Source organism: Micromonospora humi, from assembly GCF_900090105.1.
Classification (GTDB): Bacteria; Actinomycetota; Actinomycetes; order Mycobacteriales; family Micromonosporaceae; genus Micromonospora; species Micromonospora humi.
In genome coordinates this window covers 12812-38173 of sequence record NZ_FMDM01000011.1, presented here as the reverse complement: position 1 = coordinate 38173, position 25362 = coordinate 12812, and the positions used below count along the sequence as shown (strand labels likewise).

The window sequence follows — 25362 nt, the reverse complement described above, 5'->3', positions numbered from 1 at the left end:
GGCGGTAGAACAGTCATGCGAGTTTCTGTCAGTTGGTTGCGGGAGTACGTCGATCTCCCCGTCGACCTGCCCACCGGTGACCTGGAGCAGGCGCTGGTCGACCTCGGCATCGAGGTCGAGTCGATCGTGGACCTGCGGGGCACCGTGACCGGTCCGCTGGTCGTGGGCGAGGTCCTCGAGATCGAGGAGCTGACCGGTTTCAAGAAGCCGATCCGCTTCTGCCGGGTGGACGTGGGCGCCGCGAACGGCACCGGTGAGCCGCAGGAGATCGTCTGCGGGGCGCGCAACTTCGCCCCGGGCGACAAGGTCGTGGTGATCCTGCCGGGCGGCGTGCTGCCCGGCAACTTCGCCATCGGCGCGCGAAAGACGTACGGGCGCAACTCCCACGGGATGATCTGCTCGGCGCAGGAGCTGGGCCTCGGCGACGACCACTCGGGCATCATCGTGCTGCCCGCCGACGTCAAGGCCCAGCCCGGCGACGACGCGCGCCCGATCGTCGGCCTGGACGACGTGGTGGTCGACATGGAGATCACCCCGGACCGTGGGTACGCCCTCAGCGTCCGGGGCATCGCCCGGGAGCTGTCGCACGCGCTCGGCGTGCCGTTCCGCGACCCGGCCGACGCGCCGGCCACCGGGGGGACCGCCGAGCCGGCGTACCCGGTCGAGGTGCGCGACACGGTCGGCTGCGACCGGTTCGCCGCCCGGATGGTGCGCGGCGTCGACCCGACCGTGGAGACGCCCGGGTGGATGCGGCGGCGGCTCACCGCGGCCGGCGTGCGCAGCATCTCGCTGCCGGTCGACATCACCAACTACCTGATGCTCGAACTCGGCCAGCCGATGCACGCCTTCGACGCCGACCGGATCACCGGGCCGCTGGTGGTGCGCCGCGCCGAGCCGGGGGAGAAGCTGACCACGCTCGACGGGGTGAGCCGCAGCCTGGTCGCCGAGGACATGGTGATCTGCGACGAGACGGGGCCGATCTCGCTGGCCGCGGTGATGGGCGGCGAGACCAGCGAGGTGCTCGCCTCCACCACGAACGTGCTGTTCGAGGCCGCGCACTGGGACCCGGCGATGGTCGGCCGCACCGCCCGGCGGCACAAGCTGTTCAGCGAGGCCGCGAAGCGCTGGGAGCGGGGCGTCGACCCGACCCTGCCGCTGGTCGCGCTGGAGAAGGCGGTCCGGCTGCTCACCGACCTGGCCGGCGGCACGGCCGGCGCCGAGGTGCTCGACCTCGACCACGTCCGTCCGCTCCCGCCGGTCACGCTGCCGGTGGACCTGCCGGCGCGGCGGGTCGGTGTGTCCTACCCGGCCGACCGGGTGGTGGAGCTGCTGGAGCAGGTCGGGTGCGCGGTCGCCCGGGGCGGCGACCGGCTCGGCGAGGACCCCGGCGCCGCCGGGGTGGCCGCCGCCGGCGCCGGCGAGGTGCTGACCGTGACGCCGCCGAGCTGGCGGCCCGACCTGACCGACCCGGCCGACCTGGTGGAGGAGGTGGTCCGCCTCGACGGGTACGACCGGGTGCCGTCGGTGCTGCCCACCGCGCGCCCCGGCCGGGGCCTCACCGCGGCGCAGCAGCGCCGCCGCGCGGTGGCCCGCTCGCTCGCCGAGCGCGGCTGGGTCGAGGTGCTCTCCCAGCCGTTCGTCGCGCCGGAGCTGGTCGACCAGCTCGGCCTGCCGGCCGACGACCCGCGCCGGGCGGCGGTGCGGGTGGCCAACCCGCTGTCCGAGGAGGAGCCGCTGCTGCGCACCACGCTGCTCGGCCCGCTGCTCGGCGTCGTCAAGCGCAACGTCGGTCGCGGCCAGCGGGACGTGGCGGTCTACGAGATCGGCGCGGTCTTCCACGCGCGTCCCGGCGTCGGCTCCCCGCCGGCCATGGGCGTGGACCGTCGTCCCACCGACGAGGAGTTCGCCGCCGCCGACGCGGTGGTGCCGGCGCAGCCGCGGCACGTCGCGGTGGCGGTGTGCGGCGAGATCGAGCCGGCCGGCTGGTGGGGCGCGGGCCGCACGGCCGGCTGGGCGGACGCGGTCGAGGCGGGCCGGGCGGTGCTCGACGCCGCCGGCATCCCGGCCGACCGGGTCACCGTCCGGGCCGGCGAACGCGCGCCCTGGCACCCGGGTCGCTGCGCCGAGCTGCTCGTCGACGACGCCGTCGTCGGTCACGCCGGCGAGCTGCACCCGGCCGTGGTGGCCGCGTTGGAGCTGCCCCGCCGGACGAGCGTGATGGAGCTGGACCTGGACGCGCTGCCCGCCGCGCCGCTGGTGAGCGGCCCGGCCATCTCCACGTTCCCGCCGGCGCTGATCGACGTGGCGCTCGTGGTCGACGCGGCGGTGCCGGCGGCGGACGTGCAGCGGGCCCTGGTCGAGGGCGCCGGCGCGCTGCTGGAGGACGTGCGGCTCTTCGACGTCTACGCCTCGGAGCAGCTCGGCGCCGGGCGGAAGTCGCTGGCCTACAAGCTGACGTTCCGCGCCCCGGACCGGACGCTCGCCGGCGAGGAGGCGGTGGCCGCCCGCGACGCCGCCGTGGCGCTCGCCGCCCAGCGCTTCGGCGCCACCCTCCGCGGCGCCTGAGGTGTAAGGAGGGGCCCCCGCTTAACGCATTCGGTAGAGGCGGGGGCCCTTCTTAACACTGCGGCCGGGGATCCATGTCGCACATCCGACAGTCGTCGTGCATCGGCTCTCGGTGCGGTGCAAGGCCGGTGACCGCTCCCTCCCTGGGGCGAGGAGCTGCCCGGATGCCACCGTCATGGGCGGTGGATCGGTACCGTCGGCGTCGGCGAACCCGCGCGTAGGTCGGGCGCGTGGCCCGACGACCCAGCGGCCCTGGATCCTTTTGCCGGGCAACTCCAGTCGGTAATCTCGCAGGGCGGGGATCCGTCCTGTCGGCTGGTCATCGCGGGAGAGCGCCGGGCCGGGGTCGACCGGCCGGCGGCCGGTCCGTCCTGGGAGTAGCGCGATGATCGAGGCAGTCATCTCCGCGGCACTCGTCAAGATCGCCGAGGGGTCGGGCTCCGCGTTGGTCGAGGCGATCCGGCAGCGTTTTGCCCGGTCGCCCGAGCCGACCGAGGCGATCGGCACGTTGGACCGGGTCACCCGGGACGACCGGTCGCCGGCCGACGTGGAACGGCTGCGCGCACTGCTCGTCCGGTACGCCGCCGAGGATCCCGCGTTCCTCGGCCGACTCGCGCAGGAGACCCGGCCGGCCGGGGCGACGAACGTGGTGGCGGGCAGCAACGTGGGCAAGTTGATCCAGACCAACCAGGTCGGCGACGTGTCGATGTAGCCGCGTCGCCGTTCCGCACCGGCACCGGTGCCGTCGAAGACGAGCCGAAGGGGGTGACCGCCGTGAGCACCGGGTCCGACAACTCGTCGCACAACGTCGCGGCAGGGCTCGCGGCGAACCAGGTGCTCCAGGTCGGTTCGTCCGGCGCGATCTACATCCAGCAGCCGCGACCGGTGTCGACCTGGTCCCCGGAGCCACCCCACATGCTGCCCGGCGGGATCGGCCGGATCGTCGGCCGGACGCATCTGCTCCAGGAGATGGACGAGGCCATGGCCGGGCCGGGTTCGCGGTGCTGCATGTTGTGGGGGCTGGCGGGTTCCGGCAAGACCACGTTGGCGCTGTCCTGGGCCAGCTCCCGCATCGCGAACTATCCGGACGGCCAGTTCTTCGTCGACATGCGCGCCTATTCCGGCACTCCTCGGGTGGAGGCGGGCGACGCGCTCCGCACGTTCCTGGCGACCCTGGGCATCAACCGGGCCGACCTTCCGGAGAACGAGGCGGAGTGGGCCGGCGTGTTCCGTGCGGTCACGGCCGGCCGCCGATGCCTGGTGATCGTCGACAACGTGGGCTCCTACGACCAGGTCCGGGACCTGGTGCCGGGCCTCGGCTCGGCGCTGGTGGTGACCAGCCGTCGCGCCCTGCCGGAGATGAGCGTGCGGCACGAGGCGCGGGTGCTCAAACTTCCGTTGTTGACCATCGGCGAGGGCGTGGAGTTGCTCGCGGAGCGGGTCGGCTTCATGCGGGTCGAGCGGGAGGACGCGAGCGCTCGACGGATCGTCCAACTCCTGGAGGGGCACCCGCTGGCTCTGGCCATCGTCTCGGCGAAGCTGGCCGTCCACACCGGCTGGACGATCAGGGATGCCGCTCGCGGGATCGAGGCCGAACGGAGCCCGCTGCGCTTCCTCGACGACGCCGGCCTCGGCATCGAGGTGGGCCGGGTCATCTCGTGGTCGCTCGACGACCTCGACCCGGAGACCAGGTGGATCCTCTACGTGGCGTCGATGCTGCCCGGCACGGGGTGCTCCGCGCCGGTGCTTTGCCTCGTCACCGAGCAGACCGAACGCGAGTGCGACCGCGGTCTGCGCATCCTCTGTCTGGCATCGCTGATCGACGAAGTCGGCCCGGGCCTCTACCGGTTCCACGACCTCATGAAGGCCTACCTGGCCGAGACGCTCCCGACGGTCCTGGACGCGTCCGAGCAGGCGGCGACCGCACACCGGATCCGGGCCGTCTACCTGGGGCTCAGCCATGTCGCCGACCAGGCCATCGACCCCAACCGCACCGCGCCGCCGGCGGTCGGGGACGCGGCGGCGGTCGGGACCGTCCGCTTCACGGTCGCCGAGGCGCTCGCCTGGTTCGAGGCGCTCGTCCCCGCCGTCGACCAGTTGATCCAGGAGGCCGAACGAGCGGCGGATTTCACGTTCGTCACCCGCTTCGCTCGGTCGGTGAACACGTTCCTCTACTGGCGACAGGACGTCACACGGACCCTCTCCGTCCAGCAGCGGGCGGTCGCCGCGGCGCTCGCCGGGGACCGGCCGATGGAGGCGCTGTCCCGCCGCGCGTTGGGCCGGGCGTACGCCGACGCGGGGCAGCTCGACGCCGCGAAGCGGGAACTCCGGGCGTCCATGTCGCTGGATGCCGAACGCGGTGACGACAGCGGCCTGGCGTCGGCCCAACACGCGATGGCGGAACTCGCCCTGCGGTCCGGCGACCACACCGAGGCGGTCCGCTGGGGTCTACGCGCGGCGCGGGAGTCCCGGCGCGGCGGCAACGCGGTGCGCGAGGCACGCGGCTACTACGACGCGGCCCGAGCGCTGAACGAGTTGGGCCATCACCTCTGGGCAAAGGCGTTGGGGCTGGTCAGCCTGTCGATGTGCGAGGACCGCGGCAACGCCTACGGCCGGGCGCTGGCGCTTCGCCTGCTGGGTGCCGTCGGCCTGGCCGCGGGCGAGCTGGAGGAGGGCTGCAACTGGCTGGAGCGGGCGTGGCGGGTGGAGGAGTCGCTGGGCAACTTCCGGTCGGTGCGCTCCATCCTGACCCTGCTCGAGGACGCGTATGGCCGAGCGGGCGAGGCGGGCGCGTTGGCGGAGGTCCGGGCAGCCCTGGCTCGCCTCGAGAAATATCCCGACCTGACGCAGTCGACACTCGTGGTCGGGGTGCCGACGACATGAACGCCCGCCCCGCCTCCCTGGTCGCGGCCGAGGAACTGGTCAGCCCGTCGTCCTACCGTCAACTGGGCCGGCAGCGGACCGACCGGCGCTTCCGGCGCGAGGTGGAAGCGCTGGTGGCGGACGCCTGTCGGAGTGAGCCCGACGGTCGGCTCCTGTCCGACACGTTCCTCTCACTCACCGCGGCACTCGAAGCGGAGGGCGCGCTGAGTTTCGCCGGGCTCCTGTCCGAGGAGCGCTTCGCCGGCGCCAGGCAGGGGTACGACGCCGCGGTGCGGGCCAAGGGCAGCCGTGGTTCGCTCCACAACTACCTGAACGTGGTGGACACCGAGGACCTGCTCGACCATCCCGACTTCCGGGAGACGTTCGCCCATCCGCTTCTCACCGTCCTCGTGGCGTACGCGCTCGGCGGTCCGGTCCGGATCATCGACCTGCGGGCCAAGGACACTCACCCGGTCGACGTGGTCGCACGGGACAACACCCTGCACGTCGACAACAGCCCGTTCATGGACGAGTTCAAGGTGGTGGTCACCTGGCGGACGGGCACCGGTCAGGGGCCGTCCGGCCAGGGGCTCACCTACCTGCCGCGGACCAACCGTCTCCTGCGTCAATGCGTCGTCGACGACGACGGAAGCGTACGCAGCGACGAGGACAGTTGCATCTTCCCGTCGCAGGACCGGGTCGACGAGGCCCTCGCCGCCCAGGCGCGCTTCTTCGCCGACCGGCAACCGCGTGTGGTCCACCTCAGGGACCTGCCGGCCCCGTGCCACACGATCTTCGCCGCGAGTCGGCTGGTCCACCATCGTTACCGGACCTCGGCCGGTGGCCCGCGCAGCGCGTTGATGGCGTCGTTCCACCGGACGGACGAGGGCACCGGCGTGCTGGGGGTCGCGGACCGGACCGGTTCGGGACTCGATCGGTTCCTGCTGGGTGTGGAGGGCGGAGCGTCTTTCCTGGATCTCGTCCGGGCCGAGTCGCCGCGGATCGTGGCAGCGCTCGGTCGCGCCGCACGCCGGTCCGGTTTCGTCGTCGACCCGGAGCACCACCTGCTGCGGGGCGACGACCTGCGCGCCTGGTACGCGCGGCAGAGCGCCGGGGTCTCGCTCAACCGGCTCCGAGCCGCCGGGCTTGCCGACTCGCGGGATCAGGGCACCTCGGAGCTGCGGCGGCTCGTGCTGCGTATGCAGTACGACCTTCAGGGCGCGCTCAACATGCCGCTCTACGCCGACCTGCGGGAGGAAGTGCGGAAGCGGGCCCGGATCGTGATCCGGGAGATGGCGCCGGAGCACATCCACGAGATCCTCGCCCGACCGGAATACGCGCCGGTGCTGCGTGATCCACCGGCGCCGGGCCGGCGCACGATCGGCCAGTTGACCCAGGAACTGTCCGCGGAGCTTCGGACGCTGGAGGGGCTGACGTCCGACGCGCCGGCACGAGCGAGCGTCGGTCCGGTGTGGGGGGCGACCGGCGCCCCGGCGGCGATGTCGGCCCTGCGTCGCTTCGTCGTCGACCTTCGAGTGGCCGGCGAGGCGGTGACGGACCAGGAATCCCTCGTCACCGCGTTCGTGTTCGGCACCCTGAGCGCCGCGCTCGCGACCGACCTCTTCGGCCTCGGCGAGCCGGGCGACCATGTCGCCGCCCGGATGCTCGGCGCGTATCTGGGACTCGTCGGCCCGTCCCTGGGTGAGCGCGATGCGCCGCATCCGGAGCGGCATCGCCTCGACACCTACCGCGAGTCGGTCAACGAGACGATGCAGACCACGAAGTTGGCCTCGGAGGTCTGGTTCCACAGCGCTCCGGCGGAGACGATCGCCCGCAACGACAGGTTCGTCCGCTCTCTGGTGGGTCGCGTCCTCCCCGCGGTGACCGGGCGCCCGGACGCCGATGAGGTCGTGCCGTTCCGGGCCGAACCGGCCGATCTGCCGGCCCGCTACTGGCGACGGGTGGCGCCGGTGAAGCCGATCGCGGTGCGTTTCGGCGCGGCCGACCTGGACGGGGTGTACGACTACCTGGCGGTGGACGCGGACCGCGGCGTGGAGGCCGTGATGCGCCGGCTGCGCGGAGAGATCGCCCCGCTCTCACCGGCCGGCCTTCTCCTGAGCGGCATCGAGCGGGTGGCCGCAACACGGGGCGGTTCGCCGGCCGAGGCCTGCCGCTACCTGATGAGCCGGCTGGCGGCGGACTGGGGGCCGCTGGTCCGGCAGAGCCGGACGGCGAGCGTGGGCGGCGTGCCGACCGCTCACCAGGTGTTCGCCCAGCTCCACGATGTGCTCGGTGGCGACCGCCCGGCGGCGCGGGCACCGGGCCGCCCCGGGCGCGCCGTCGCGGCGGACGAGGTGCTGCTCAGCCGTACGGACGCGCGCGCGCTGGCCCGTGCGTACATGCCCGCCCGGCTGTGCTTCACCGACGCGGAGATCCGGATGGCCCAGCGGTTGGCGCGTGACCCGCGGGTTCGCCACGCCCTGCTCGCCACGCATCTGCACCTGGTCGACGGGTCGTCCGGCCGGGCCGGGGAACTGTTCGCGGAGTGGGGCGACGCGCGCGTGCTGCTGCCGTTCACGGAGGCGTTCGTGTGGCGCGGGCCGACCGGTGTCGACCTCGCGCCGAATCCGAAGCTGTTGACGGTGATGTGCAACAACCTGTTGCCGGCGGTGGCCGCCGAGGTGGCTGGTCGGGGCGGTCGTGGCGCCGGCGACCTCGATGCGGACGCACTGCGCGCCGGCGTCGACGCCGCGGTCCGTCGGGGTGTCTTCAGCGTCACCGTCGGGCTCTTTCGCCGTACCGCCCATCCCGACCTGGTCTCCCTCACCGGCTTCAGCCGGCGGGTCTGCCCGGCGGCGGGGTCGTTCAGCGCGTTCTGCCGACGATGGCTGCCGCGCTTCTTCGCCGACTGGGACGCCGGTGCCGCGGGTGAGCTTTCCTGCGGAGCCGCCACTGCAGCTTAATGCAGGGCACTGCATGAACTTGCATTGCGGCTCGACCCCCTGGTAATCTCTGCATATTAATGCGGAGGTGGGTATGGGCATTCGAACTGCGGTCGCCGGAGCGAGCGGATACGCCGGCGGCGAACTGCTGCGCCTGCTCGCCGGTCATCCCGAGTTCGACCTCGTGGCCGCCACCGCGCACAGCCAGGCCGGTCAGCCCGTCGCCGCCGTACACCCGCAGCTCACCGGCCTGGACCTGGTGCTCGGGGCGACCGAGCCGGCGGCCCTGGCCGACGCGGACCTGGTCTTCCTGGCGCTGCCGCACGGCCAGTCGGCGGCCCTCGCCGCGGCCCTGCCCGACACGGTCGCGGTGGTGGACCTCGGCGCCGACCACCGGCTGCGCGACGCGGACGCCTGGACCCGCTACTACGGCGGCGCGCACGCCGGCGCCTGGACCTACGGGCTGCCCGAGCTGCCCGGCGCGCGCAGCGCGATCGCGTCCGCCCGGCGGGTCGCCAACACCGGCTGCTACGCGGTCGCCACCACGCTGGCGCTGGCCCCACTGGTCGCCGCCGGCGCGGTACGCCCCGACGACGTGGTCGTGGTGGCCGCCTCCGGCACCTCCGGCGCGGGCCGGGCCGCCAAGGCCCACCTGCTCGGCAGCGAGGTGATGGGCGACCTCACCCCCTACAAGGTGGGCGCGCACCAGCACGTGCCGGAGATCAAGCAGGCCACCGGCGCGACCGGCCTGTCGTTCACGCCGGTGCTCGCCCCGATGCCGCGTGGGATCCTCGCCACCGTCACGGCGATGCCGACCGGTGACGCCGACCCGCGGGCGGTGCTGGCCGCCGCCTACGCCGACGAACCCTTCGTGCACCTGCTGCCGGAGGGGGTGTGGCCGCACACCGCCGCTACCGCCGGCTCGAACTCCTGCCACCTCCAGGCGACCGTGGACGTCGACTCCGGGCGGGTGATCGTGGTCGGCGCCATCGACAACCTGGGCAAGGGCGCGGCCGGCCAGGCCGTGCAGAACGCCAACCTGATGGTCGGCCTCCCGGAGGCCACCGGCCTGTCCGCGTTCGGGGTGGCCCCGTGAGCGTCACCGCCCCCCGTGGTTTCCGTGCCGCCGGTGTCGCCGCCGGCCTCAAGGCCTCCGGCGCCGACGTCGCGCTCGTGGTCAACGACGGCCCGGACGCCGGCGTCGCCGGGGTCTTCACCGCCAATCGGGTGAAGGCCGCCCCGGTGCTCTGGACCCAGCAGGTCGTCCACGGCGGCGTGGTCCGGGCCGTGGTGCTCAACTCCGGCGGTGCGAACGCCTGCACCGGCCCGGCCGGCTTCCAGGACACCCACGCCACCGCCGAACACACCGCCGCCGCGCTCACCGGCCGCAGCGCCCGGCTGATCGTCGGCGCCGGCGAGGTCGCGGTCTGCTCGACCGGGCTGATCGGCGAGCGGCTGCCGATGGCGAGGCTGCTGCCCGGCGTCCGCGACGCGGTGCGCAAGCTGTCGCGCGACGGCGGGCTGCCGGCCGCCGAGGCGATCATGACGACCGACACCCGGCCGAAGACCACCGTGGCCCGGGGCAGCGGCTGGACGGTCGGCGGGATGGCCAAGGGCGCCGGCATGCTGGCGCCGGTCATGGCCACCATGCTCTGCGTGCTCACCACCGACGCGGTGGCCGGCCCGGACGCGTTGGACGGCGCGCTGCGGGCCGCCACCCGCGTCACCTTCGACCGGGTCGACTCCGACGGTTGCATGTCCACCAACGACACCGTGCTGCTGCTGGCCAGCGGCGCCTCCGGCATCGAGCCGAGCGCCGCGGAGCTGACCGCCGCGGTCACCGCCGCCTGCCACGACCTGGCCCGGCAACTCCTGGTCGACGCGGAGGGCGCGACGAAGCGGATCGCGATCGAGGTGGCCGGCGCGGCGAGGCGGAGTCCCGCAGTCGCGAACGAAAGGCCAGCTCAAGCATGACGATGAGCCCTGATCTCAGCCGCGCGCAGGCCAAGGCCGCCACGCTGATCGAGGCGCTGCCCTGGTTGGCGCGCTTCGCCGGCGCCACAGTGGTCGTCAAGTACGGCGGCAACGCGATGGCCGACCCCGAGCTGCGGCGGGCCTTCGCCGCGGACATGGTCTTCCTCCGGTACGCCGGCCTCAAGCCGGTCGTGGTGCACGGCGGCGGCCCGCAGATCTCCGCCATGCTCGGCCGGCTCGGCATCGCCAGCGAGTTCCGCGGCGGCCTGCGGGTCACCACCCCGGAGGCCATGGACGTGGTCCGGATGGTCCTCGTGGGTCAGGTCGGCCGGGAACTGGTCGGCCTGGTCAACGCGCACGGCCCGTTCGCGGTGGGCCTCTCCGGCGAGGACGCCGGGCTGTTCACCGCGGTGCGCCGCCCGGCGTACGTGGACGGGGAGGCGGTCGACGTGGGGCAGGTCGGGGACGTGGAGTCGGTGAACGCCTCGGCGGTCACCGACCTGATCGCGGCGGGCCGGATCCCGGTCGTCTCCACTGTCGCGCCGGACGCCGACGGGGTGCTGCACAACCTCAACGCGGACACCGCCGCCGCCGCGCTCGCGGTCGCCCTGGAGGCGCGCAAGTTGGTCGTGCTCACCGACGTGCCGGGCCTCTACGCCGACTGGCCGGACACGTCCAGCCTGGTCAGCGAGATCACGGTGGACGACCTGGCGAAGCTGCTGCCGTCGCTGGAGTCCGGCATGGTCCCGAAGATGGAGGCCTGCCTGCGGGCGGTGCGCGGGGGAGTGCCCGCCGCGCACGTCGTCGACGGCCGGGTGGCCCACTCCACACTGCTCGAAGTGTTCACGTCGGAAGGGTTCGGAACGATGGTGACCGGGTCATGAGCACGCTCCTGCGGCGCTGGTCCGCGACCATGATGGACAACTACGGCACGCCGCCGCTGGCGCTCGTCGCAGGCAGAGGCGCCGTCGTGGTCGACGAGACCGGCCGGGAGTACGTCGACCTGCTCGGCGGCATCGCCGTCAACGCGCTCGGGCACGCCCACCCGGCCGTGGTGGCGGCCGTGTCGAAGCAGGTCGCCACGCTCGGGCACGTGTCGAACCTGTTCGTCGCCGAGCCGCCGGTGGCCCTCGCCGAGCTGCTGCTGGCCCTGGCCGGCCGGCCCGGCCGGGTCTTCTTCGCCAACTCCGGCGCGGAGGCCAACGAGGCCGCGTTCAAGCTCTCCCGGCGCACCGGGCGGCGTCACGTGGTGGCCACCCGGGGCGGCTTCCACGGCCGGACCATGGGCGCGCTGGCGCTCACCGGCCAGCCGGCCAAGGCCGACCCGTTCCGCCCGCTGCCCGGCGACGTCACCCACGTGCCGTTCGGCGACGCGGACGCGCTGGCCGAGGCGGTCACCGACGCCACCGCCATGGTGATCGTCGAGCCGATCCAGGGCGAGAACGGCGTGGTCGTCCCGCCGCCCGGCTACCTCACCGCGGCCCGGCGGATCACCGCCGCGCACGGCGCGTTGCTGGTGCTCGACGAGGTGCAGACCGGCGTGGGGCGGACCGGGCACTGGTTCGCCCACCAGGCCGAGGGCGTCGAGCCGGACGTGGTCACCCTGGCCAAGGGGCTGGGCGGGGGCCTGCCGCTCGGTGCCTGCCTGGCCTTCGGCCCGGCCGCCGACCTGCTCACCCCCGGCTCGCACGGCACCACGTTCGGCGGCAACCCGGTCAGCTGCGCCGCCGCGCTCGCGGTGATCGGCACGATCGCGAGCGAAGGGCTGCTCGACCACGTCAAGCGGGTCGGCGAGCGGCTGCGGCGCGGCGTGGAGGCGCTCGGGCACCCGCTGGTGCGCGAGGTGCGCGGCGCCGGCCTGCTGCTCGGGATCGCCCTCGACCGGCCGGTGGCCGGCGTGGTGACGACCGCGCTGCGGGAGGCGGGCTTCCTGGTCAACCCGGTGCAGCCCGACGTGGTCCGGCTGGCCCCGCCGCTGATCCTCACCCCGGCGCAGGTCGACGCGTTCCTCGCCGCGCTGCCCGCCGCCCTCGACGCCCCGCCCGCCGAGGCTGCCCCACGCGCCGAGACCGCCCTGCCGACCGGGCACGCCGCGCCCGCCGCTCCGGCGCCCACCCCCGCAACCCGCACGGAGGCCCCCGCATGATCCGCCACTTCCTGCGTGACGACGACCTCACCCCCGCCGAGCAGGCCGCCGTGCTCGACCTCGCCGCCCGGATGAAGGTCGACAGGTACGCGCACCAGCCGCTCGCCGGACCCAGGTCGGTGGCGGTGCTGTTCGACAAGAAGAGCCTGCGCACCCGGATCTCGTTCGACGCCGGCATCGCCGAGCTGGGCGGGCACCCGCTCGTGGTGGACACCCAGGTGACCCACTTCGGTCGCGGTGAGTCCCTCGGCGACGCCGGGCGGGTGCTGTCGCGCTACGTCGCCGCGATCGTGCTGCGGACCTACGGCGACGACCGGATCGCCGAGGTGGCCGAGCACGCCACCGTGCCGGTGGTCAACGCGCTCACCGACACCTACCACCCCTGCCAGCTGCTGGCCGACCTGCTCACGGTGCGGGAGCGGTTCGGCGCCACCGCCGGTCGGATCCTCGCCTACGTCGGTGACGCGGCGAACAACCTGGCCCACTCGTACCTGCTGGCCGGCGCGACGGCCGGGATGCACGTCCGGGTCGCCGGCCCGGTCGGGTTCGCGCCGGATCCGGCGATCGTGGCCCGCGCGGCGAAGATCGCCGCCGGCACCGGCGGTTCGGTCGAGGCGCTCACCGACCCGGTCGAGGCGGTACGCGGGGCGCACGTGGTCGCCACCGACACCTGGACGTCGATGGGTCAGGAGGACGACGGGTTGGACCGGATCACCCCGTTCCTGCCCTACCAGGTCGGCGACGCCCTGCTGGCGCACGCCGCGGCCGACGTGATCGTGCTGCACTGCCTGCCCGCGCACCGGGGCGAGGAGATCACCGGCGAGGTGCTCGACGGCCCGCGCAGCGCCGTGTTCGACCAGGCGGAGAATCGGCTGCACGCCCAGAAGGCGCTGCTGACATTTCTCCTGGAGGCCTCCGCATGACCGCCCCGCTGACCCGCGCCGCGCGGCACGCCCGCATCGTCGAGCTGATCCGCGACACCGCCATCCACTCGCAGACCGAGCTGGCCGACCTGCTCGCCGGCGACGGCATCCAGGTCACCCAGGCCACGCTCTCGCGTGACCTCAAGGAACTGGGGGCGGTGACCGCGCGCGGCGGCGACGGGCGGGGCGTCTACCTGATCCCGGAGGACGGCCACCGGCCGCTGCGCGACGCCGAGGGCGCGCCGGCCCGGCTGGTCCGGCTGCTGCACGAGCTGCTCAACGGCGTCGACGCCAGCGGCAACATCGCCGTGCTGCGCACTCCGCCGGGCGCGGCGCACTACCTGGCCAGCGCGTTGGACCGGGCCGGCCTGTCCGAGATCGTCGGCACCATCGCCGGCGACGACACCATCCTGGTCGTCGCCCGTGAGGCCGACGGCGGCGCCGCCCTGGGTGACCGGCTCGCCGGTTGGGCCCGTCGGGGGGAGCACGTCGACGGGAACGCCACACCATGAGCGAGCGGGTCGTCCTCGCGTACTCCGGGGGTCTGGACACCTCCGTCGCCATCCCCTACCTGGCCGAGCGGACCGGCGCCGAGGTGATCGCGGTCGCGGTCGACGTCGGCCAGGGCGGCGAGGACATGGAGGTGATCAGGCGGCGGGCGCTGGACTGCGGCGCCGTCGAGGCCGAGGTGGTCGACGCGCGGGACGAGTTCGCCGCCGACTACTGCCTGCCGGCGGTCCGGGCCAACGCGCTCTACATGGACCGCTACCCGCTGGTCTCCGCGCTGTCCCGGCCACTGATCGTCACCCACCTGGTGGCCGCCGCGCGGCGGCACGGCGGCACGATCGTGTCGCACGGCTGTACCGGCAAGGGCAACGACCAGGTCCGCTTCGAGGTCGGCCTGAACGCGCTCGCGCCCGACCTGACGGTCGTCGCGCCGGCCCGCGACGTCGCCCGGACCCGGGACAAGGCGATCGCCTTCGCCGAGGAGAAGGGCCTGCCGATCGACGTGACGGCCCGGTCGCCGTACTCGATCGACCAGAACCTGTGGGGTCGGGCCGTGGAGACCGGCTTCCTGGAGGACATCTGGACCGCCCCGGTCGAGGACCTCTACGCGTACACCGAGGACCCGGCGGAGCAGCGCGACGCCGACGAGCTGGTCCTCACGTTCGACGCCGGCGTCCCGGTCGCGATCGACGGCGAGACGGTCACGCCCTACCAGGCGATCCGCGAGCTGAACCGGCGCGCCGGCGCCCAGGGCGTGGGCCGGCTCGACATGGTCGAGGACCGGCTGGTCGGCATCAAGAGCCGCGAGGTGTACGAGGCGCCCGGCGCGCTCGCCCTGGTCACCGCGCACCGGGAGCTGGAGGCGGTGACGGTGGAGCGGGACCTGGCCCGGTTCAAGCGCGGCGTCGAGCAGCGCTGGGTCGAGCTGGTCTACGACGGCCTCTGGTTCAGCCCGCTGAAGCGCTCGCTGGACGCGTTCATCGACGACGCGCAGCGGCACGTCAGCGGCGAGGTGCGGCTGACCCTGCACGGCGGCCGGGCGGTGGTGACCGGCCGGCGTTCCGAGGCGAGCCTCTACGACTTCGGTCTGGCCACCTACGACGCCGGCGACACGTTCGACCAGACGCTGGCGAAGGGCTTCGTGCAGCTCTGGGGCCTGCCCAGCACGATGGCCGCGGCGCGGGACGCCCGGTGGGAAGGGGTGCGGTCGTGACCAGCACAATGGGTGGGGTGGACGACAAGAGCCTGACCGAGAACAGCGCCGCCACCAACCGGACGAGCCTCTGGGGAGGCCGGTTCGCCGGCGGCCCCGCCGAGGCGCTCGCGCGGCTGTCGGTGAGCGTCCAGTTCGACTGGCGCCTCGCCCCGTACGACATCGCCGGGTCCCGGGCGCACGCCCGGGTCCTCGCCGGCGCCGGCCTGCTCGACCCCGACGAGCTGGGGCGGATGCTGGCCGCGCTGGACGACCTGGAGGCCGCCTGCGCCTCCGGCGCGTTCCGCCCCACCGTGGACGACGAGGATGTGCACACCGCCCTGGAGCGCGGCCTGCTGGAGCGGCTGGGCAGCCTGGGCGGCAAGCTGCGCGCCGGCCGGTCCCGCAACGACCAGGTCGCCACCGACCTGCGGCTCTATCTGCGCGACCACGCCCGGGGCGTGGCCGCCCGGCTGGTCGAGCTGGCCGAGGCGCTCGTCGAGCAGGCGGAGCGGCACGTGGACACCGCCGCGCCCGGCATGACCCACCTGCAGCACGCGCAGCCGGTGACGTTCGGGCACTGGCTGCTGGCGCACGTGCAGCCGCTGCTGCGCGACCTGGAGCGGCTGCGTGACTGGGACGAGCGGACGGCGATCAGCCCGCTCGGCGCCGGCGCGCTGGCCGGCTCCGGGCTGCCGCTGGACCCGGTGGCGGTCGCTAAGGAGCTGGGCTTCCGCACCTCGTTCGCCAACTCGATGGACGCGGTGGCCGACCGGGACTTCGTGGCCGAGTTCCTCTTCGTCACCGCGCTGACCGGCGTGCACCTGTCCCGCCTCGGCGAGGAGGTGGTGCTCTGGACGTCGCAGGAGTTCGGCTGGGTCGAGCTGGACGACTCGTTCGCCACCGGCTCGTCGATCATGCCGCAGAAGAAGAACGCGGACATCGCCGAGCTGGCCCGGGGCAAGTCCGGCCGGTTGGTCGGCGGTCTGATGAGCGTGCTCACCATGCTCAAGGGCCTGCCGATGACCTACGACCGGGACATGCAGGAGGACAAGGAGCCGGCGTTCGACGCTGTCGACACGCTGGAGCTGCTGCTGCCCGCGCTGGCCGGGATGATCTCCACGATGACGGTCCGGGTGGACCGGCTCGCGGCCACCGCGCCCTCGGGCTTCTCGCTGGCCACCGAGGTCGCCGACTGGCTGGTCCGGCGTCACGTGCCGTTCCGCGACGCGCACGAGATCACCGGCCGGCTGGTGGCGCTCTGCGCGGCCCGCGACTGCGCGCTGGACGAGGTGTCCGACACCGACCTGGCCGCGGTGAGCGAGCACCTGGACCCGTCGGTGCGCGACGTGCTCTCGGTGCGCTCGGCGCTCGCCGCCCGTACCACCCCGGGTTCGACCGGGCCCGGGCCGGTCGCCGACCAGCTCGCCGCCGCCGCGGACCGGCTGGCCGGCTGGCGGGACTGGGCCGCCGAGCAGGTCGTGCCCCGCTGACCCGCACGCCCCGCGTGGTGGCCCGGCCGCCGCGCGGGGCTCACACCGTCGGCCGCTCCCGCTTCGGGAGCTTGGCCACCACCGCGTCGTACGACCCGTCGGCCGCGTCGACCAGCTCGTCGTCGGGGATGCCGCCGGTCAGGCGCAGCGTGTTCCACCCGGACCGGCCGATGTAGGGCGAGGGCCGGGCGTCGTCGGGGAACCGGTGAAGCCACTCGTCGGCCACCTCCCGGGACGGCCCGCACTTGACGCCGAGCCGCGCCTCGCCGTCAGGGGAGCCGAGGAACGCGAAGATCCGGCTGCCCACCTTCACCACCTCGTCGCCCTCCCAGGGGCGGTCCAGCCAGGCGCCCGGCTTCGCCAGGCAGTAGGCCAGCATCTCGTCGCGCGTCATCGCGTCCTCCCGTGCCGTCGTCGTCCGGCACAGTCTCGCCCGCGGCTGTGACAGGGGCGAGCGGGCTCAGTCGCCGGTGCCGGTGCGCACGGTGAGGCGCTCGAAGCGCTGCCGGGCGGCCTGGGCGCTGCCGAGGCCCAGCCCGAAGGCGATCGCCTGCCAGGTCATGCCCCGGCCCCGGGCCACCTGGAGCAGCCCGGCCTCCAGCACGTCCACCTCGGCCCGCACGTGCGGAATCAGGGTCAGCGCGGCCATCAGGTCGGCCTGGTCGACCGGTTCCTCGCCCGCGTCCAGCTCGGCAGCGCCGCCGGCGAGCGCCATCACCAGCGTGGCCGCCTCGTAGGCCTCGGGCACGTCGGGGTGCGCGTAGCGCCGACGGCGGGAGTTGGTGCCGGCGTGCCGCTCGGCGATCCGCAGCAGCGCCGCGTAGTTGCGGTGGGCCCGGGCCTGGGCAGCATCCGGAGCGGCGAACGGGTCGTTGTCCACGGTGACCATGCCGTCCATCAGACACCCGGGAATGGCATGTTGTCAACACCTCGTTGAAAGTCATTCGTACGCCAAAGCCCGGGTTCTCCCCTGTGAGACGTGCCGGCACGACGCCCCGGTTGCCGAACCCTCCCCACCGGTCCCGCCCCCGCCCGCCCGGGGCCGGGTGATCAAGGAGTTCGCGTCGCCCGTGGCGCCTTCCCCGACACAAACGCCTTGATCGACGGTGCGGGTGCGGGGGTCAACGCGGCGTGGGTCGGGGGCGCGGGGTGTGCCGGCGGTAGACGCTCACGCTCGGCTCGTCGGCCAGCCAGAAGCGCCACGGCAGGTCGTGCGCCGCGGCGACGCCGACGCGGGGGCCGGCGGCGATCCGCGCCGGGTCGACCGGGTCCGCCGGCGGGGTCAGGAGCAGCGGTCCGGTGCCGTCGACGGCCGAGGTGCCGTTGGCGTCGCGATCGAGCCCGAGCGCGGTGACCAGCCGGGCCGGCCCCCGGGCCAGGTCCCGGTCCGAGGCCCGGGGGCGCCGCTCCCGCGCGGTCCCGATTCCGTCGACCACCTCGCCGGCGCGCAGCAGCACGGCTGCCGCCTCGCCGTCGCGACCGCAGACGATGTTCGCGCACCAGTGCATGCCGAACACGAAGTACACGTAGACGTGCCCGGCCGGCCCGAACATCACCCGGTTGCGCGGGGTCGGCCCCCGGTGGGCGTGCGACGCCGGATCCTCCCCGGTGCCCGCGTACGCCTCGACCTCGGTCAGCCGGATCCGTACGCCGTTCGCCGAGACGGTCCAGCCGAGCAGGGTCCGCGCGGTCGCCGCGACGTCCGCGGCCGGCGCGTCGAGCCAGGGGTACGTCATGGCCGGCAAGGCTAGTCGCCGAACCCGGTTCCGTCCCTCCGCGATCTTGCAGTTTCGGCCCTCCGACAACGGGACGAACAAGACATCGCGGGGGCCGCAACTGCAAGATCGACGCATCGTGGTCGGGGTGAGCCGGGCCACGCTGGGGGTGCCGGGCGGCGGAATAGTTGACTCGTCAAATAGGTTGTGCGGGACGATGCCGGGCCGACCGGTCCGGATCTCACCCCGAGGAGCTGGTCATGCAGTTCGGAATCTTCACCGTCGGTGACGTCACCGTCGACCCGACCACCGGGCGGCTGCCGTCCGAGCGTGACCGGATCAAGGCCATGACCACCATCGCGCTCAAGGCCGAAGAGGTCGGCCTGGACGTCTTCGCCACCGGCGAGCACCACAACCCGCCGTTCGTGCCGTCGTCGCCGACCACCATGCTCGGCTGGATCGCGGCACGCACCGAGCGCCTGCTGCTCTCCACCTCGACCACGCTGATCACCACCAACGACCCGGTGAAGATCGCCGAGGACTACGCGATGCTCCAGCACCTGGCCGACGGCCGGGTGGACCTGATGATGGGGCGCGGCAACACCGGCCCGGTCTACCCGTGGTTCGGGCAGGACATCCGCAACGGCATCCCGCTCGCCATCGAGAACTACGACCTGCTGCACCGGCTGTGGCGCGAGGACGTGGTCGACTGGAAGGGCAAGTTCCGCACGCCGCTGCAGTCGTTCACCTCGACGCCGCGCCCGCTCGACGGCGTGCCGCCGTTCGTCTGGCACGGCTCGATCCGCAGCCCGGAGATCGCCGAGCAGGCCGCCTACTACGGCGACGGCTTCTTCGCCAACCACATCTTCTGGCCCAAGGAGCACACCCAGCGGATGGTCGGCCTCTACCGCCAGCGCTGGGCGCACTACGGCCACGGCACGCCCGAGCAGGCGATCGTCGGCCTGGGCGGGCAGGTCTTCATGCGCCGCAACTCGCAGGACGCGGTACGCGAGTTCCGGCCCTACTTCGACAACGCGCCGGTCTACGGGCACGGCCCGTCGCTGGAGGACTTCACCCGGGAGACGCCGCTGACCGTCGGCAGCCCGCAGCAGGTCATCGACCGCACGCTGGGCTTCCGCGAGTACGTCGGTGACTACCAGCGGCAGCTCTTCCTGATGGACCACGCCGGCCTGCCGCTGAAGACGGTGCTGGAGCAGCTCGACCTGCTCGGCGAGGAGGTGGTTCCGGTGCTGCGCAAGGAGTTCGACTCGATGCGTCCGGCGCACGTGCCCGAGGCGCCCACCCACGCCAGCCTGCTCGCCGCCCGCGAGGCCGGCACGACCACCGAGGAGGAGAAGCGATGACCCGGCGTACCCTCGTGGTCGTCTCGGCCGGTCTCGGCCAGCCCTCGTCCACCCGCCTGCTCGCCGACCAGCTCGCCGCGGCCGCCCGCGGCGAGTTGGCCGGGCGCGGCGCGGACGTCGACCTGCGCCCGGTGGACCTGCGCGAGCACGCCCACGACGTGGTCAACCACCTGCTCACCGGCTTCGCGCCGGCCGCCCTGCGCGAGACGCTGGACGCCGTGGCGGCGGCCGACGGGCTGATCGCCGTCACGCCGATCTTCAACGCGTCCTACAACGGGCTGTTCAAGTCGTTCTTCGACGTGGTGGACCGGGACGCGCTGGCCGGCACGCCGGTGCTGCTCGGTGCGACCGGCGGCACCGCCCGGCACTCGCTGGCGCTGGAGCACGCGGTCCGGCCGATGTTCACGTACCTGCGGGCGGTGACGCTGCCGACGGCGGTGTTCGCGGCACCGGAGGACTGGGCCGGCGACGACGGCGACAGCCCGCTGCGGGCCCGGATCCGCCGGGCCGCCGCCGAGCTGGCCGAGCAGGTGGACCGCCGCCCGCCGGCGACCGGTCCGGTCGACCCGTTCGCCCTCACCACCGACTTCGCCGACCTGCTCGCCGGCCGCGCCCCGTCCTGATCCGGGGCGTCGGGCTCAGTCGTCGGCCGGCTCCGGCCGGTGGGCGATCAGCACCGGGCAGTGGGCGTGCTGCACCAGGGCCTGGCTGACCGAGCCGAGCAGCATCCCGGCGAAGCCACCCCGGCCCCGCGAGCCGACCACCACCAGCGACGCCTGCGCGCTCGCCTCCCGCAGCGCGGTCTCCGGGGACGCGGCGACCTCGGCGCGTTCGGTCACCCGCAGCCCGGGGTGCGCTGCCCGGACGCGCGCGGCGGCGACGCCCAGCAGCTCGGCCGCCTCGGCCCGCTCGGCGGTGCTCGCCTCGGCCGCCACCTCCGGCGCCGCCGCCCCGCGCTCCGGCGCGCGCACGTGCGTCAGCACCAGCTCGACGTCGCGGCGGGCGGCCTCGTCCGCGGCGAGGTCGACGGCGTACGCCGCCGCGTCGGAGCCGTCCACGCCCACCAGCACCGGACCGTCGACCGGGATCGGCTGTTCCTCGGGGCGGACGACGAGCACCGGGCAGTGCCCGTGCTGGGCGAGCTGCCCGCCCACCGACCCGAGCAGCAGCCCGGCGAAGCCGCCCACGCCCCGGCTGCCCACCACCACCAGCTCGGCCCGCCGCGACTCCTCCACCAGCGCCGCGCCCGGGCCGCCGGCGACCTGCCGCACCGCCACCCGCAGCCCGGGGTGCCGGTCGGTCAGGTCGGCGGCGACCCGTTCGAGCATCTTCTCCGCCTCCTCGGTCGGCGCCGGCACCCCGAGGTCGTACGGATTGAGCGGCACGCCGTAGCCGAGCGGGTGCAGGTAGCCGTGCACCAGCAGCAGCGGCCGGGAGCGGGCCACGGCGACCGCGGCGGCCTGGTCGGCGGCGGTCAGGCTGGACGGCGATCCGTCCACCCCCGCCACGACGGGTCGGTTCATCGGCTGCGTCCCCTCCGGTCGGCTCGCCCCATTGTGGCCTCTCCCGTAGCCCCGGGCCGGGACCATCGGCCCTGCCGCGCCGGCACCGGAGCGGGTGGGATGGAACCACGGCTTCCTGCCGCCGATCCGTGGAGGCGTGATGACCCCGCTGGAGATGCTGCGTGTGCACCCGTTCCTGGCCGGACTGCCAGACGGGTGGCTGCCCCGACTCACCGGCTACGCCCGCCCGGTGGCCTGGCACCCGGGGCACCGGCTGTTTCGCGCCGGCCAGCCGGCCGAGCGGTTCTGGCTGGTCCGGGGCGGTCAGGTGGCGTTGGACTTCCCGGTCCCCGGCCGCGGGGACGTGGGCATCGAGACGATCGGCGCCGGCGGGGTGCTCGGCTGGTCCTGGCTCTTCCCGCCCTACCGCTGGCAGTTCGGCGCGGTGGCCACGCTGCGCAGCACCGCGGTCGAGTTCGACGCGGAGGGGGTGCGGCGGTTGATGGAGTCCGACGACACGCTGGGTCGGCAGCTCACCGCCCGGTTCATGAGCGTGGTGGTGGACCGTCTCCAGGCGTCCCGGGTGCGCCTGCTCGACCTCTACGGCTATCCGACGAGCGCGGCGAGCTGACTCATCCCCGGTCGCCGTGCCGGACGACCAGCTCGTCCACCTCGAGCCGGCCGATGCGCAGCTCGCGGATCACCGCGCGGCGCACCGCCAGCCGGCCGATCACTAGCGCGCCCACCGACACCGCGCCGAGCGCGAACGCGCCCAGGGCCAGCGCGCCCACGGCCGTGGCACCGAGCGCCCGGGCGCCGGTGGCCTGTGCCCCGGTGGCCTGCGCGCCGGTCGCGCTCGCGAGCCGGGCCCGGACGGGCGAGGCCCGGCGACGGCGTAGCCGTGGTGTCGACATGACCCCATGCTAGTGCGGCCCGCGCCGCCTCAGGTGACCGTCAGACCCCGGGCGGCGAACTGCCCGCGCACCCGGGCCAGCAGCTCCGCGTCCGGCGGCGCGGTGTCCGCCAGCGGGAAGGCCAGGCCCAGCTCGGCGTACTTGTGCGCGCCGAGCCGGTGGAACGGCAGCACCTCGACCCGTCGCACGCCGGTGAGTCCGGCGGTCACGTCGGCCACCCGGGCCACCTCGTCGGCGGCGTCGGTCAGGCCCGGCACCAGCACGTACCGGATCCACATCGGCGTGCCCCGCTCGGCCAGCCGGCGGGCGAAGCGCAGCGTCGGCGCGAGCCGTCCGGTGCCGGTGACCCGGCGGTACGTCGCGGGGCTGCCCGCCTTCACGTCCAGCAGCACCAGGTCGGTGGCGTCGAGCAGGGCGTCGTCGGCGCGGTCGCCGAGGAACCCGGAGGTGTCCAGCGCGGTGTGCAGGCCGAGCGCGTGGCAGCGGCGCAGCAGCTCCCGGGTGAACGCCGGTTGGAGCAGCGGCTCGCCGCCGCTGACCGTGACGCCGCCGCCGGCGACCCGCAGGAACCGGCGGTACCGCGCGGCCAGGGCGACCATCTCGTCGACAGTGCGGCGCCGGCCGCTGCGGCCGTACCAGGTGTCCGGGCTGTGGCAGTAGCGGCAGCGCAGCGGGCAGCCGGCGAGGAACACCACGAGGCGGGTGCCCGGCCCGTCCACCCCGATCGACGTGTCCCAGGAGTGCACCGACCCGTCCGGGACCGGCGGCGCCGACCTCGGCGCCGCCGGGGTCCGGCCGGTCACAGCGACCCGTGGAACGTCCGGGACACCACGTCCCGCTGCTGCTCGGGCGTGAGCCGGACGAAGTTCACCGCGTATCCGGAGACCCGGACGGTGAGTTGCGGATAGCGCTCCGGGTGGGCCATCGCGTCGAGCAGCGTCGCCCGGTCCAGCACGTTGACGTTGAGGTGGAACCCGCCGGCGTCGGTGTAGCCGTCGAGCACCCCGGCCAGGTTGGCGATCCGTTCCGCGCGGGTGTGGCCCAGGCCGTCCGGGGTGACCGTGCCGGTCAGCGAGATGCCGTCGCGGGCCGCGTCGTACGGCAGTTTCGCCACCGACAGCGCGGAGGCGACCAGGCCGTGGGTGTCCCGCCCGTTCATCGGGTTCGCCCCGGGCGCGAACGGCTCGCCGGCCCGCCGGCCGTCCGGGGTGTTGCCGGTGTGCCTGCCGTAGACCACGTTCGACGTGATGGTGAGCACCGACATGGTCAGCTCGGCGTCGCGGTAGGTGCGCTGGCGGCGCAGCTTCGCCGCGAACGTCTCGACCAGCCGGACGGCGATCTCGTCGGCCCGGTCGTCGTCGTTGCCGTAGGTCGGGAACTCGCCCTCGACCGCGTAGTCGACGGCCAGCCCGGTCTCGTCGCGCAGCACCTTGACCCGGCCGTACCGGATGGCCGAGAGGCTGTCCACGGCGACCGAGAGGCCGGCGACGCCGGTGGCCATGAAGCGGCGCACCGGGTGGTCGTGCAGCGCCATCTCCAGCCGCTCGTACGCGTACCTGTCGTGCTGGTGGTGGATCACGTTGAGCGCGTCCACGTACGTCTCGGCCAGCCAGTCCAGCGTCCGGTCGTACGCCGCGAGCACCTCGTCGTAGGCGAGCGTCTCGCCGCCGACCGGCGTGCGCGGCGGGGCCACCTGCTCGCCGGTCAGCTCGTCCCGGCCGCCGTTGATCGCGTAGAGCAGCGCCTTCGCCAGGTTCGCGCGGGCGCCGAAGAACTGCATGTCCCGGCCGACCCGCATGGCCGACACGCAGCAGGCGATCGCGGTGTCGTCGTCGTACGCGGGCCGGATCAGCTCGTCGTTCTCGTACTGGATGGCGCTGGTGTCCAGCGACACCTGGGCGCAGAACCGCTTGAACCCGTCGGGCACCCGGGGCGACCAGAGCACGGTCAGGTTGGGCTCGGGCGCCGGCCCCAGGTTGTAGAGCGTCTGGAGGTAGCGGAACGTGGTGCGGGTGACCAGCGGCCGGCCGTCCGCGCCCATCCCGCCGAGCGACTCGGTGACCCAGGTCGGGTCGCCGGAGAAGAGCTGGTCGTACTCGGGGGTGCGCAGGAAGCGGACGATCCGCAGCTTGATCACGAAATCGTCGACCAGCTCCTGCGCGCCGGTCTCGTCCAGCCGGCCCTCGTCGATGTCCCGCCGCAGGTAGACGTCGACGAAACCGGCGGTGCGCCCGAGCGACATGGCGGCGCCGTTCTGTTCCTTGGTGGCCGCCAGGTAGGCGAAGTAGAGCCACTGGATCGCCTGCCGGCCGGTCGCGGCGGGGCGGGAGATGTCGAAGCCGTAGGTGGCGGCCATCTCCTTCAGCTCGCCGAGCGCGCGGATCTGCTCGGCCAGCTCCTCCCGGTCGCGGATCACGTCGTCGGTGCTGCGCCGGCCGTCCAGCGCCGCCCGGTGGGCCCGGCGCTCGGCGATCAGCCGGTCCACCCCGTACAGCGCCACCCGGCGGTAGTCGCCGATGATCCGGCCCCGCCCGTAGGCGTCCGGCAGGCCGGTGATCACGTGCGAGCGCCGGGCCGCCAGCACCGCCTCCGGGTACGCGTCGAAGACGGCGTCGTTGTGGGTCCGGCGGTGGCGGGTGAAGATCTCGTGCACCCGCGGGTCGGGTTCGCGCCCGTACGCCCGCAGCGCGGTCTCCACCATCCGCAGCCCGCCGGCCGGCATGATCGCGCGGCGCAGCGGCGCGTCGGTCTGCAGCCCGACGATCAGCTCCCGCTCCCGGTCGACGTAGCCGGGCGCGTGCGAGGTGATGGTGGACGGGGTGGCCGCGTCCACGTCGTACACGCCGCGCCGCCGCTCCTCCGGGAACATCTCCCGCAGCCGGTTCCACACGGCGAGGGTCCGCGCGGTCGGTCCGGTGAGGAACGACGCGTCCCCGATGTACGGCTCGTGGTTGCGCCTGACGAAGTCCGCGACGTCGACCGTCTCGCGCCACGCCCCGTCCCGAAATCCTCGCCACGGATCCACGACGCGCTGGTTGCCGCCCATGTCCACTCCCATCGTCGTCCCCTTCACCCCCGAGCCTTCCGCCCTCCACCCCACCCCGGGCAGTGCCGCACGATCCGCTTCCCCAGGACCTCCGCCCCTGCCCCCCGCCCTGCCCCCCGCCCCCCACCCCCGCCCCGAGCGACGTGTCGACCATGAAGTTGGCGGCAGGATCGGAGATCGACATCGCCGCCAACTTCATGATCGGCACGAGAGGGGC

21 protein-coding genes and 1 pseudogene are annotated in these 25362 nt (G+C 74.0%); 15 read left to right on the top strand and 7 right to left on the bottom strand.

Annotated elements, in window-relative coordinates:
- Window positions 1-15 precede the first annotated feature (15 nt).
- The 12 genes and pseudogenes from pheT to argH all read left to right on the top strand — a co-directional run bounded on the left by pheT (window position 16) and on the right by argH (window position 16604).
- Entirely contained in the window at window positions 16-2565 is a 2550-nt protein-coding gene (gene pheT / locus GA0070213_RS20465) for a phenylalanine--tRNA ligase subunit beta (RefSeq protein WP_091067042.1), read from the top strand.
- A 385-nt stretch (window positions 2566-2950) separates the two neighbouring features.
- Window positions 2951-3277, top strand: coding sequence for a hypothetical protein (locus GA0070213_RS20460; RefSeq protein ID WP_091067037.1), 327 nt, complete (start codon window positions 2951-2953; stop codon window positions 3275-3277).
- 62 nt (window positions 3278-3339) lie between these two features.
- A complete protein-coding gene (locus tag GA0070213_RS20455) occupies window positions 3340-5448 on the top strand; it encodes an NB-ARC domain-containing protein (protein ID WP_139128705.1) in 2109 nt (702 codons plus the stop codon).
- Complete coding sequence (locus tag GA0070213_RS20450) at window positions 5445-8390, top strand: hypothetical protein (RefSeq protein ID WP_091067029.1); 2946 nt, start codon at window positions 5445-5447, stop codon at window positions 8388-8390. Before GA0070213_RS20455 ends, GA0070213_RS20450 begins: the two co-directional genes overlap by 4 nt.
- Before the next feature lie 73 nt (window positions 8391-8463).
- Complete coding sequence (gene argC / locus GA0070213_RS20445) at window positions 8464-9465, top strand: N-acetyl-gamma-glutamyl-phosphate reductase (RefSeq protein ID WP_091067026.1); 1002 nt, start codon at window positions 8464-8466, stop codon at window positions 9463-9465.
- A pseudogene (locus GA0070213_RS20440) lies at window positions 9462-10316 on the top strand (bifunctional ornithine acetyltransferase/N-acetylglutamate synthase); the annotation flags it as partial. The gene argC and the pseudogene GA0070213_RS20440, both read left to right, overlap by 4 nt.
- Before the next feature lie 23 nt (window positions 10317-10339).
- Window positions 10340-11227: an acetylglutamate kinase gene (gene argB, locus GA0070213_RS20435; RefSeq protein ID WP_091067024.1), complete on the top strand. Its 888-nt coding sequence runs from the start codon at window positions 10340-10342 to the stop codon at window positions 11225-11227.
- Window positions 11224-12489 carry an acetylornithine transaminase gene (locus tag GA0070213_RS20430; RefSeq protein WP_091067021.1) on the top strand — a complete coding sequence of 422 codons (1266 nt, stop codon included), beginning with the start codon at window positions 11224-11226 and terminating at the stop codon, window positions 12487-12489. Before argB ends, GA0070213_RS20430 begins: the two co-directional genes overlap by 4 nt.
- Window positions 12486-13412 carry an ornithine carbamoyltransferase gene (gene argF / locus GA0070213_RS20425; RefSeq protein ID WP_091067017.1) on the top strand — a complete coding sequence of 309 codons (927 nt, stop codon included), beginning with the start codon at window positions 12486-12488 and terminating at the stop codon, window positions 13410-13412. The genes GA0070213_RS20430 and argF overlap by 4 nt, the downstream gene beginning before the upstream one ends.
- Window positions 13409-13924, top strand: coding sequence for an arginine repressor (locus GA0070213_RS20420; protein WP_091067013.1), 516 nt, complete (start codon window positions 13409-13411; stop codon window positions 13922-13924). Before argF ends, GA0070213_RS20420 begins: the two co-directional genes overlap by 4 nt.
- Window positions 13921-15132, top strand: a complete 1212-nt coding sequence (locus GA0070213_RS20415) for an argininosuccinate synthase (RefSeq protein ID WP_091067010.1) — start codon at window positions 13921-13923, stop codon at window positions 15130-15132. The genes GA0070213_RS20420 and GA0070213_RS20415 overlap by 4 nt, the downstream gene beginning before the upstream one ends.
- An 8-nt stretch (window positions 15133-15140) precedes the next feature.
- Complete coding sequence (gene argH / locus GA0070213_RS20410) at window positions 15141-16604, top strand: argininosuccinate lyase (protein WP_091067007.1); 1464 nt, start codon at window positions 15141-15143, stop codon at window positions 16602-16604.
- Between the two features lie 40 nt (window positions 16605-16644).
- Here the strand turns inward: argH and GA0070213_RS20405 are convergent, their stop codons facing one another.
- From GA0070213_RS20405 to GA0070213_RS20395, 3 genes are all read right to left on the bottom strand, one after another.
- A complete protein-coding gene (locus GA0070213_RS20405; RefSeq protein WP_091067003.1) occupies window positions 16645-16998 on the bottom strand; it encodes an MmcQ/YjbR family DNA-binding protein in 354 nt (117 codons plus the stop codon).
- Window positions 16999-17064: 66 nt separating this feature from the next.
- Window positions 17065-17502 carry a DNA-binding protein gene (locus GA0070213_RS20400; RefSeq protein ID WP_245716486.1) on the bottom strand — a complete coding sequence of 146 codons (438 nt, stop codon included), beginning with the start codon at window positions 17500-17502 and terminating at the stop codon, window positions 17065-17067.
- 223 nt (window positions 17503-17725) lie between these two features.
- On the bottom strand, window positions 17726-18340 hold the full coding sequence (locus tag GA0070213_RS20395) for a DNA-3-methyladenine glycosylase (RefSeq protein WP_091066998.1): 615 nt from the start codon (window positions 18338-18340) through the stop codon (window positions 17726-17728).
- A gap of 239 nt (window positions 18341-18579) precedes the next feature.
- On the opposite strand from GA0070213_RS20395, the gene GA0070213_RS20390 reads away from it, so the two are divergent.
- Both GA0070213_RS20390 and GA0070213_RS20385 read left to right on the top strand, forming a co-directional pair.
- Window positions 18580-19683: an LLM class flavin-dependent oxidoreductase gene (locus GA0070213_RS20390; RefSeq protein WP_091066994.1), complete on the top strand. Its 1104-nt coding sequence runs from the start codon at window positions 18580-18582 to the stop codon at window positions 19681-19683.
- Window positions 19680-20306, top strand: coding sequence for a CE1759 family FMN reductase (locus GA0070213_RS20385; RefSeq protein ID WP_091066991.1), 627 nt, complete (start codon window positions 19680-19682; stop codon window positions 20304-20306). The genes GA0070213_RS20390 and GA0070213_RS20385 overlap by 4 nt, the downstream gene beginning before the upstream one ends.
- 15 nt (window positions 20307-20321) lie before the next feature.
- Here the strand turns inward: GA0070213_RS20385 and GA0070213_RS20380 are convergent, their stop codons facing one another.
- Window positions 20322-21206, bottom strand: a complete 885-nt coding sequence (locus tag GA0070213_RS20380) for a universal stress protein (protein ID WP_091066987.1) — start codon at window positions 21204-21206, stop codon at window positions 20322-20324.
- Window positions 21207-21345: 139 nt separating this feature from the next.
- On the opposite strand from GA0070213_RS20380, the gene GA0070213_RS20375 reads away from it, so the two are divergent.
- A complete protein-coding gene (locus GA0070213_RS20375; protein WP_091066984.1) occupies window positions 21346-21816 on the top strand; it encodes a cyclic nucleotide-binding domain-containing protein in 471 nt (156 codons plus the stop codon).
- Between the two features lies 1 nt (window position 21817).
- Here the strand turns inward: GA0070213_RS20375 and GA0070213_RS20370 are convergent, their stop codons facing one another.
- Genes GA0070213_RS20370 through pflB form a run of 3 tightly spaced genes read right to left on the bottom strand, consistent with a single transcriptional unit; the run spans window position 21818 to window position 25157 of the window.
- Window positions 21818-22099 (bottom strand): hypothetical protein, encoded by a 282-nt coding sequence (locus GA0070213_RS20370; protein WP_091066980.1) that lies wholly within the window; start codon window positions 22097-22099, stop codon window positions 21818-21820.
- Between the two features lie 29 nt (window positions 22100-22128).
- Entirely contained in the window at window positions 22129-22902 is a 774-nt protein-coding gene (pflA, locus tag GA0070213_RS20365) for a pyruvate formate-lyase-activating protein (protein WP_091066977.1), read from the bottom strand.
- Entirely contained in the window at window positions 22899-25157 is a 2259-nt protein-coding gene (gene pflB / locus GA0070213_RS20360) for a formate C-acetyltransferase (RefSeq protein ID WP_139128704.1), read from the bottom strand. The genes pflA and pflB overlap by 4 nt, the downstream gene beginning before the upstream one ends.
- Between the last annotated feature and the right edge of the window lie 205 nt (window positions 25158-25362).

Bases quoted from the DNA above. Each gene is read 5' to 3' on its own strand.
- pheT (WP_091067042.1), top strand. From the start codon at position 16: ATGCGAGTTTCTGTCAGTTGGTTGCGGGAGTACGTCGATCTCCCCGTC.
- GA0070213_RS20460 (WP_091067037.1), top strand. From the start codon at position 2,951: ATGATCGAGGCAGTCATCTCCGCGGCACTCGTCAAGATCGCCGAGGGG.
- GA0070213_RS20450 (WP_091067029.1), top strand. From the start codon at position 5,445: ATGAACGCCCGCCCCGCCTCCCTGGTCGCGGCCGAGGAACTGGTCAGC.
- argC (WP_091067026.1), top strand. From the start codon at position 8,464: ATGGGCATTCGAACTGCGGTCGCCGGAGCGAGCGGATACGCCGGCGGC.
- argB (WP_091067024.1), top strand. From the start codon at position 10,340: ATGACGATGAGCCCTGATCTCAGCCGCGCGCAGGCCAAGGCCGCCACG.
- GA0070213_RS20430 (WP_091067021.1), top strand. From the start codon at position 11,224: ATGAGCACGCTCCTGCGGCGCTGGTCCGCGACCATGATGGACAACTAC.
- argF (WP_091067017.1), top strand. From the start codon at position 12,486: ATGATCCGCCACTTCCTGCGTGACGACGACCTCACCCCCGCCGAGCAG.
- GA0070213_RS20420 (WP_091067013.1), top strand. From the start codon at position 13,409: ATGACCGCCCCGCTGACCCGCGCCGCGCGGCACGCCCGCATCGTCGAG.
- GA0070213_RS20415 (WP_091067010.1), top strand. From the start codon at position 13,921: ATGAGCGAGCGGGTCGTCCTCGCGTACTCCGGGGGTCTGGACACCTCC.
- argH (WP_091067007.1), top strand. From the start codon at position 15,141: ATGGGTGGGGTGGACGACAAGAGCCTGACCGAGAACAGCGCCGCCACC.
- GA0070213_RS20405 (WP_091067003.1), bottom strand. From the start codon at position 16,998: ATGACGCGCGACGAGATGCTGGCCTACTGCCTGGCGAAGCCGGGCGCC.
- GA0070213_RS20400 (WP_245716486.1), bottom strand. From the start codon at position 17,502: ATGGACGGCATGGTCACCGTGGACAACGACCCGTTCGCCGCTCCGGAT.
- GA0070213_RS20395 (WP_091066998.1), bottom strand. From the start codon at position 18,340: ATGACGTACCCCTGGCTCGACGCGCCGGCCGCGGACGTCGCGGCGACC.
- GA0070213_RS20390 (WP_091066994.1), top strand. From the start codon at position 18,580: ATGCAGTTCGGAATCTTCACCGTCGGTGACGTCACCGTCGACCCGACC.
- GA0070213_RS20385 (WP_091066991.1), top strand. From the start codon at position 19,680: ATGACCCGGCGTACCCTCGTGGTCGTCTCGGCCGGTCTCGGCCAGCCC.
- GA0070213_RS20380 (WP_091066987.1), bottom strand. From the start codon at position 21,206: ATGAACCGACCCGTCGTGGCGGGGGTGGACGGATCGCCGTCCAGCCTG.
- GA0070213_RS20375 (WP_091066984.1), top strand. From the start codon at position 21,346: ATGACCCCGCTGGAGATGCTGCGTGTGCACCCGTTCCTGGCCGGACTG.
- GA0070213_RS20370 (WP_091066980.1), bottom strand. From the start codon at position 22,099: ATGTCGACACCACGGCTACGCCGTCGCCGGGCCTCGCCCGTCCGGGCC.
- pflB (WP_139128704.1), bottom strand. From the start codon at position 25,157: ATGGGAGTGGACATGGGCGGCAACCAGCGCGTCGTGGATCCGTGGCGA.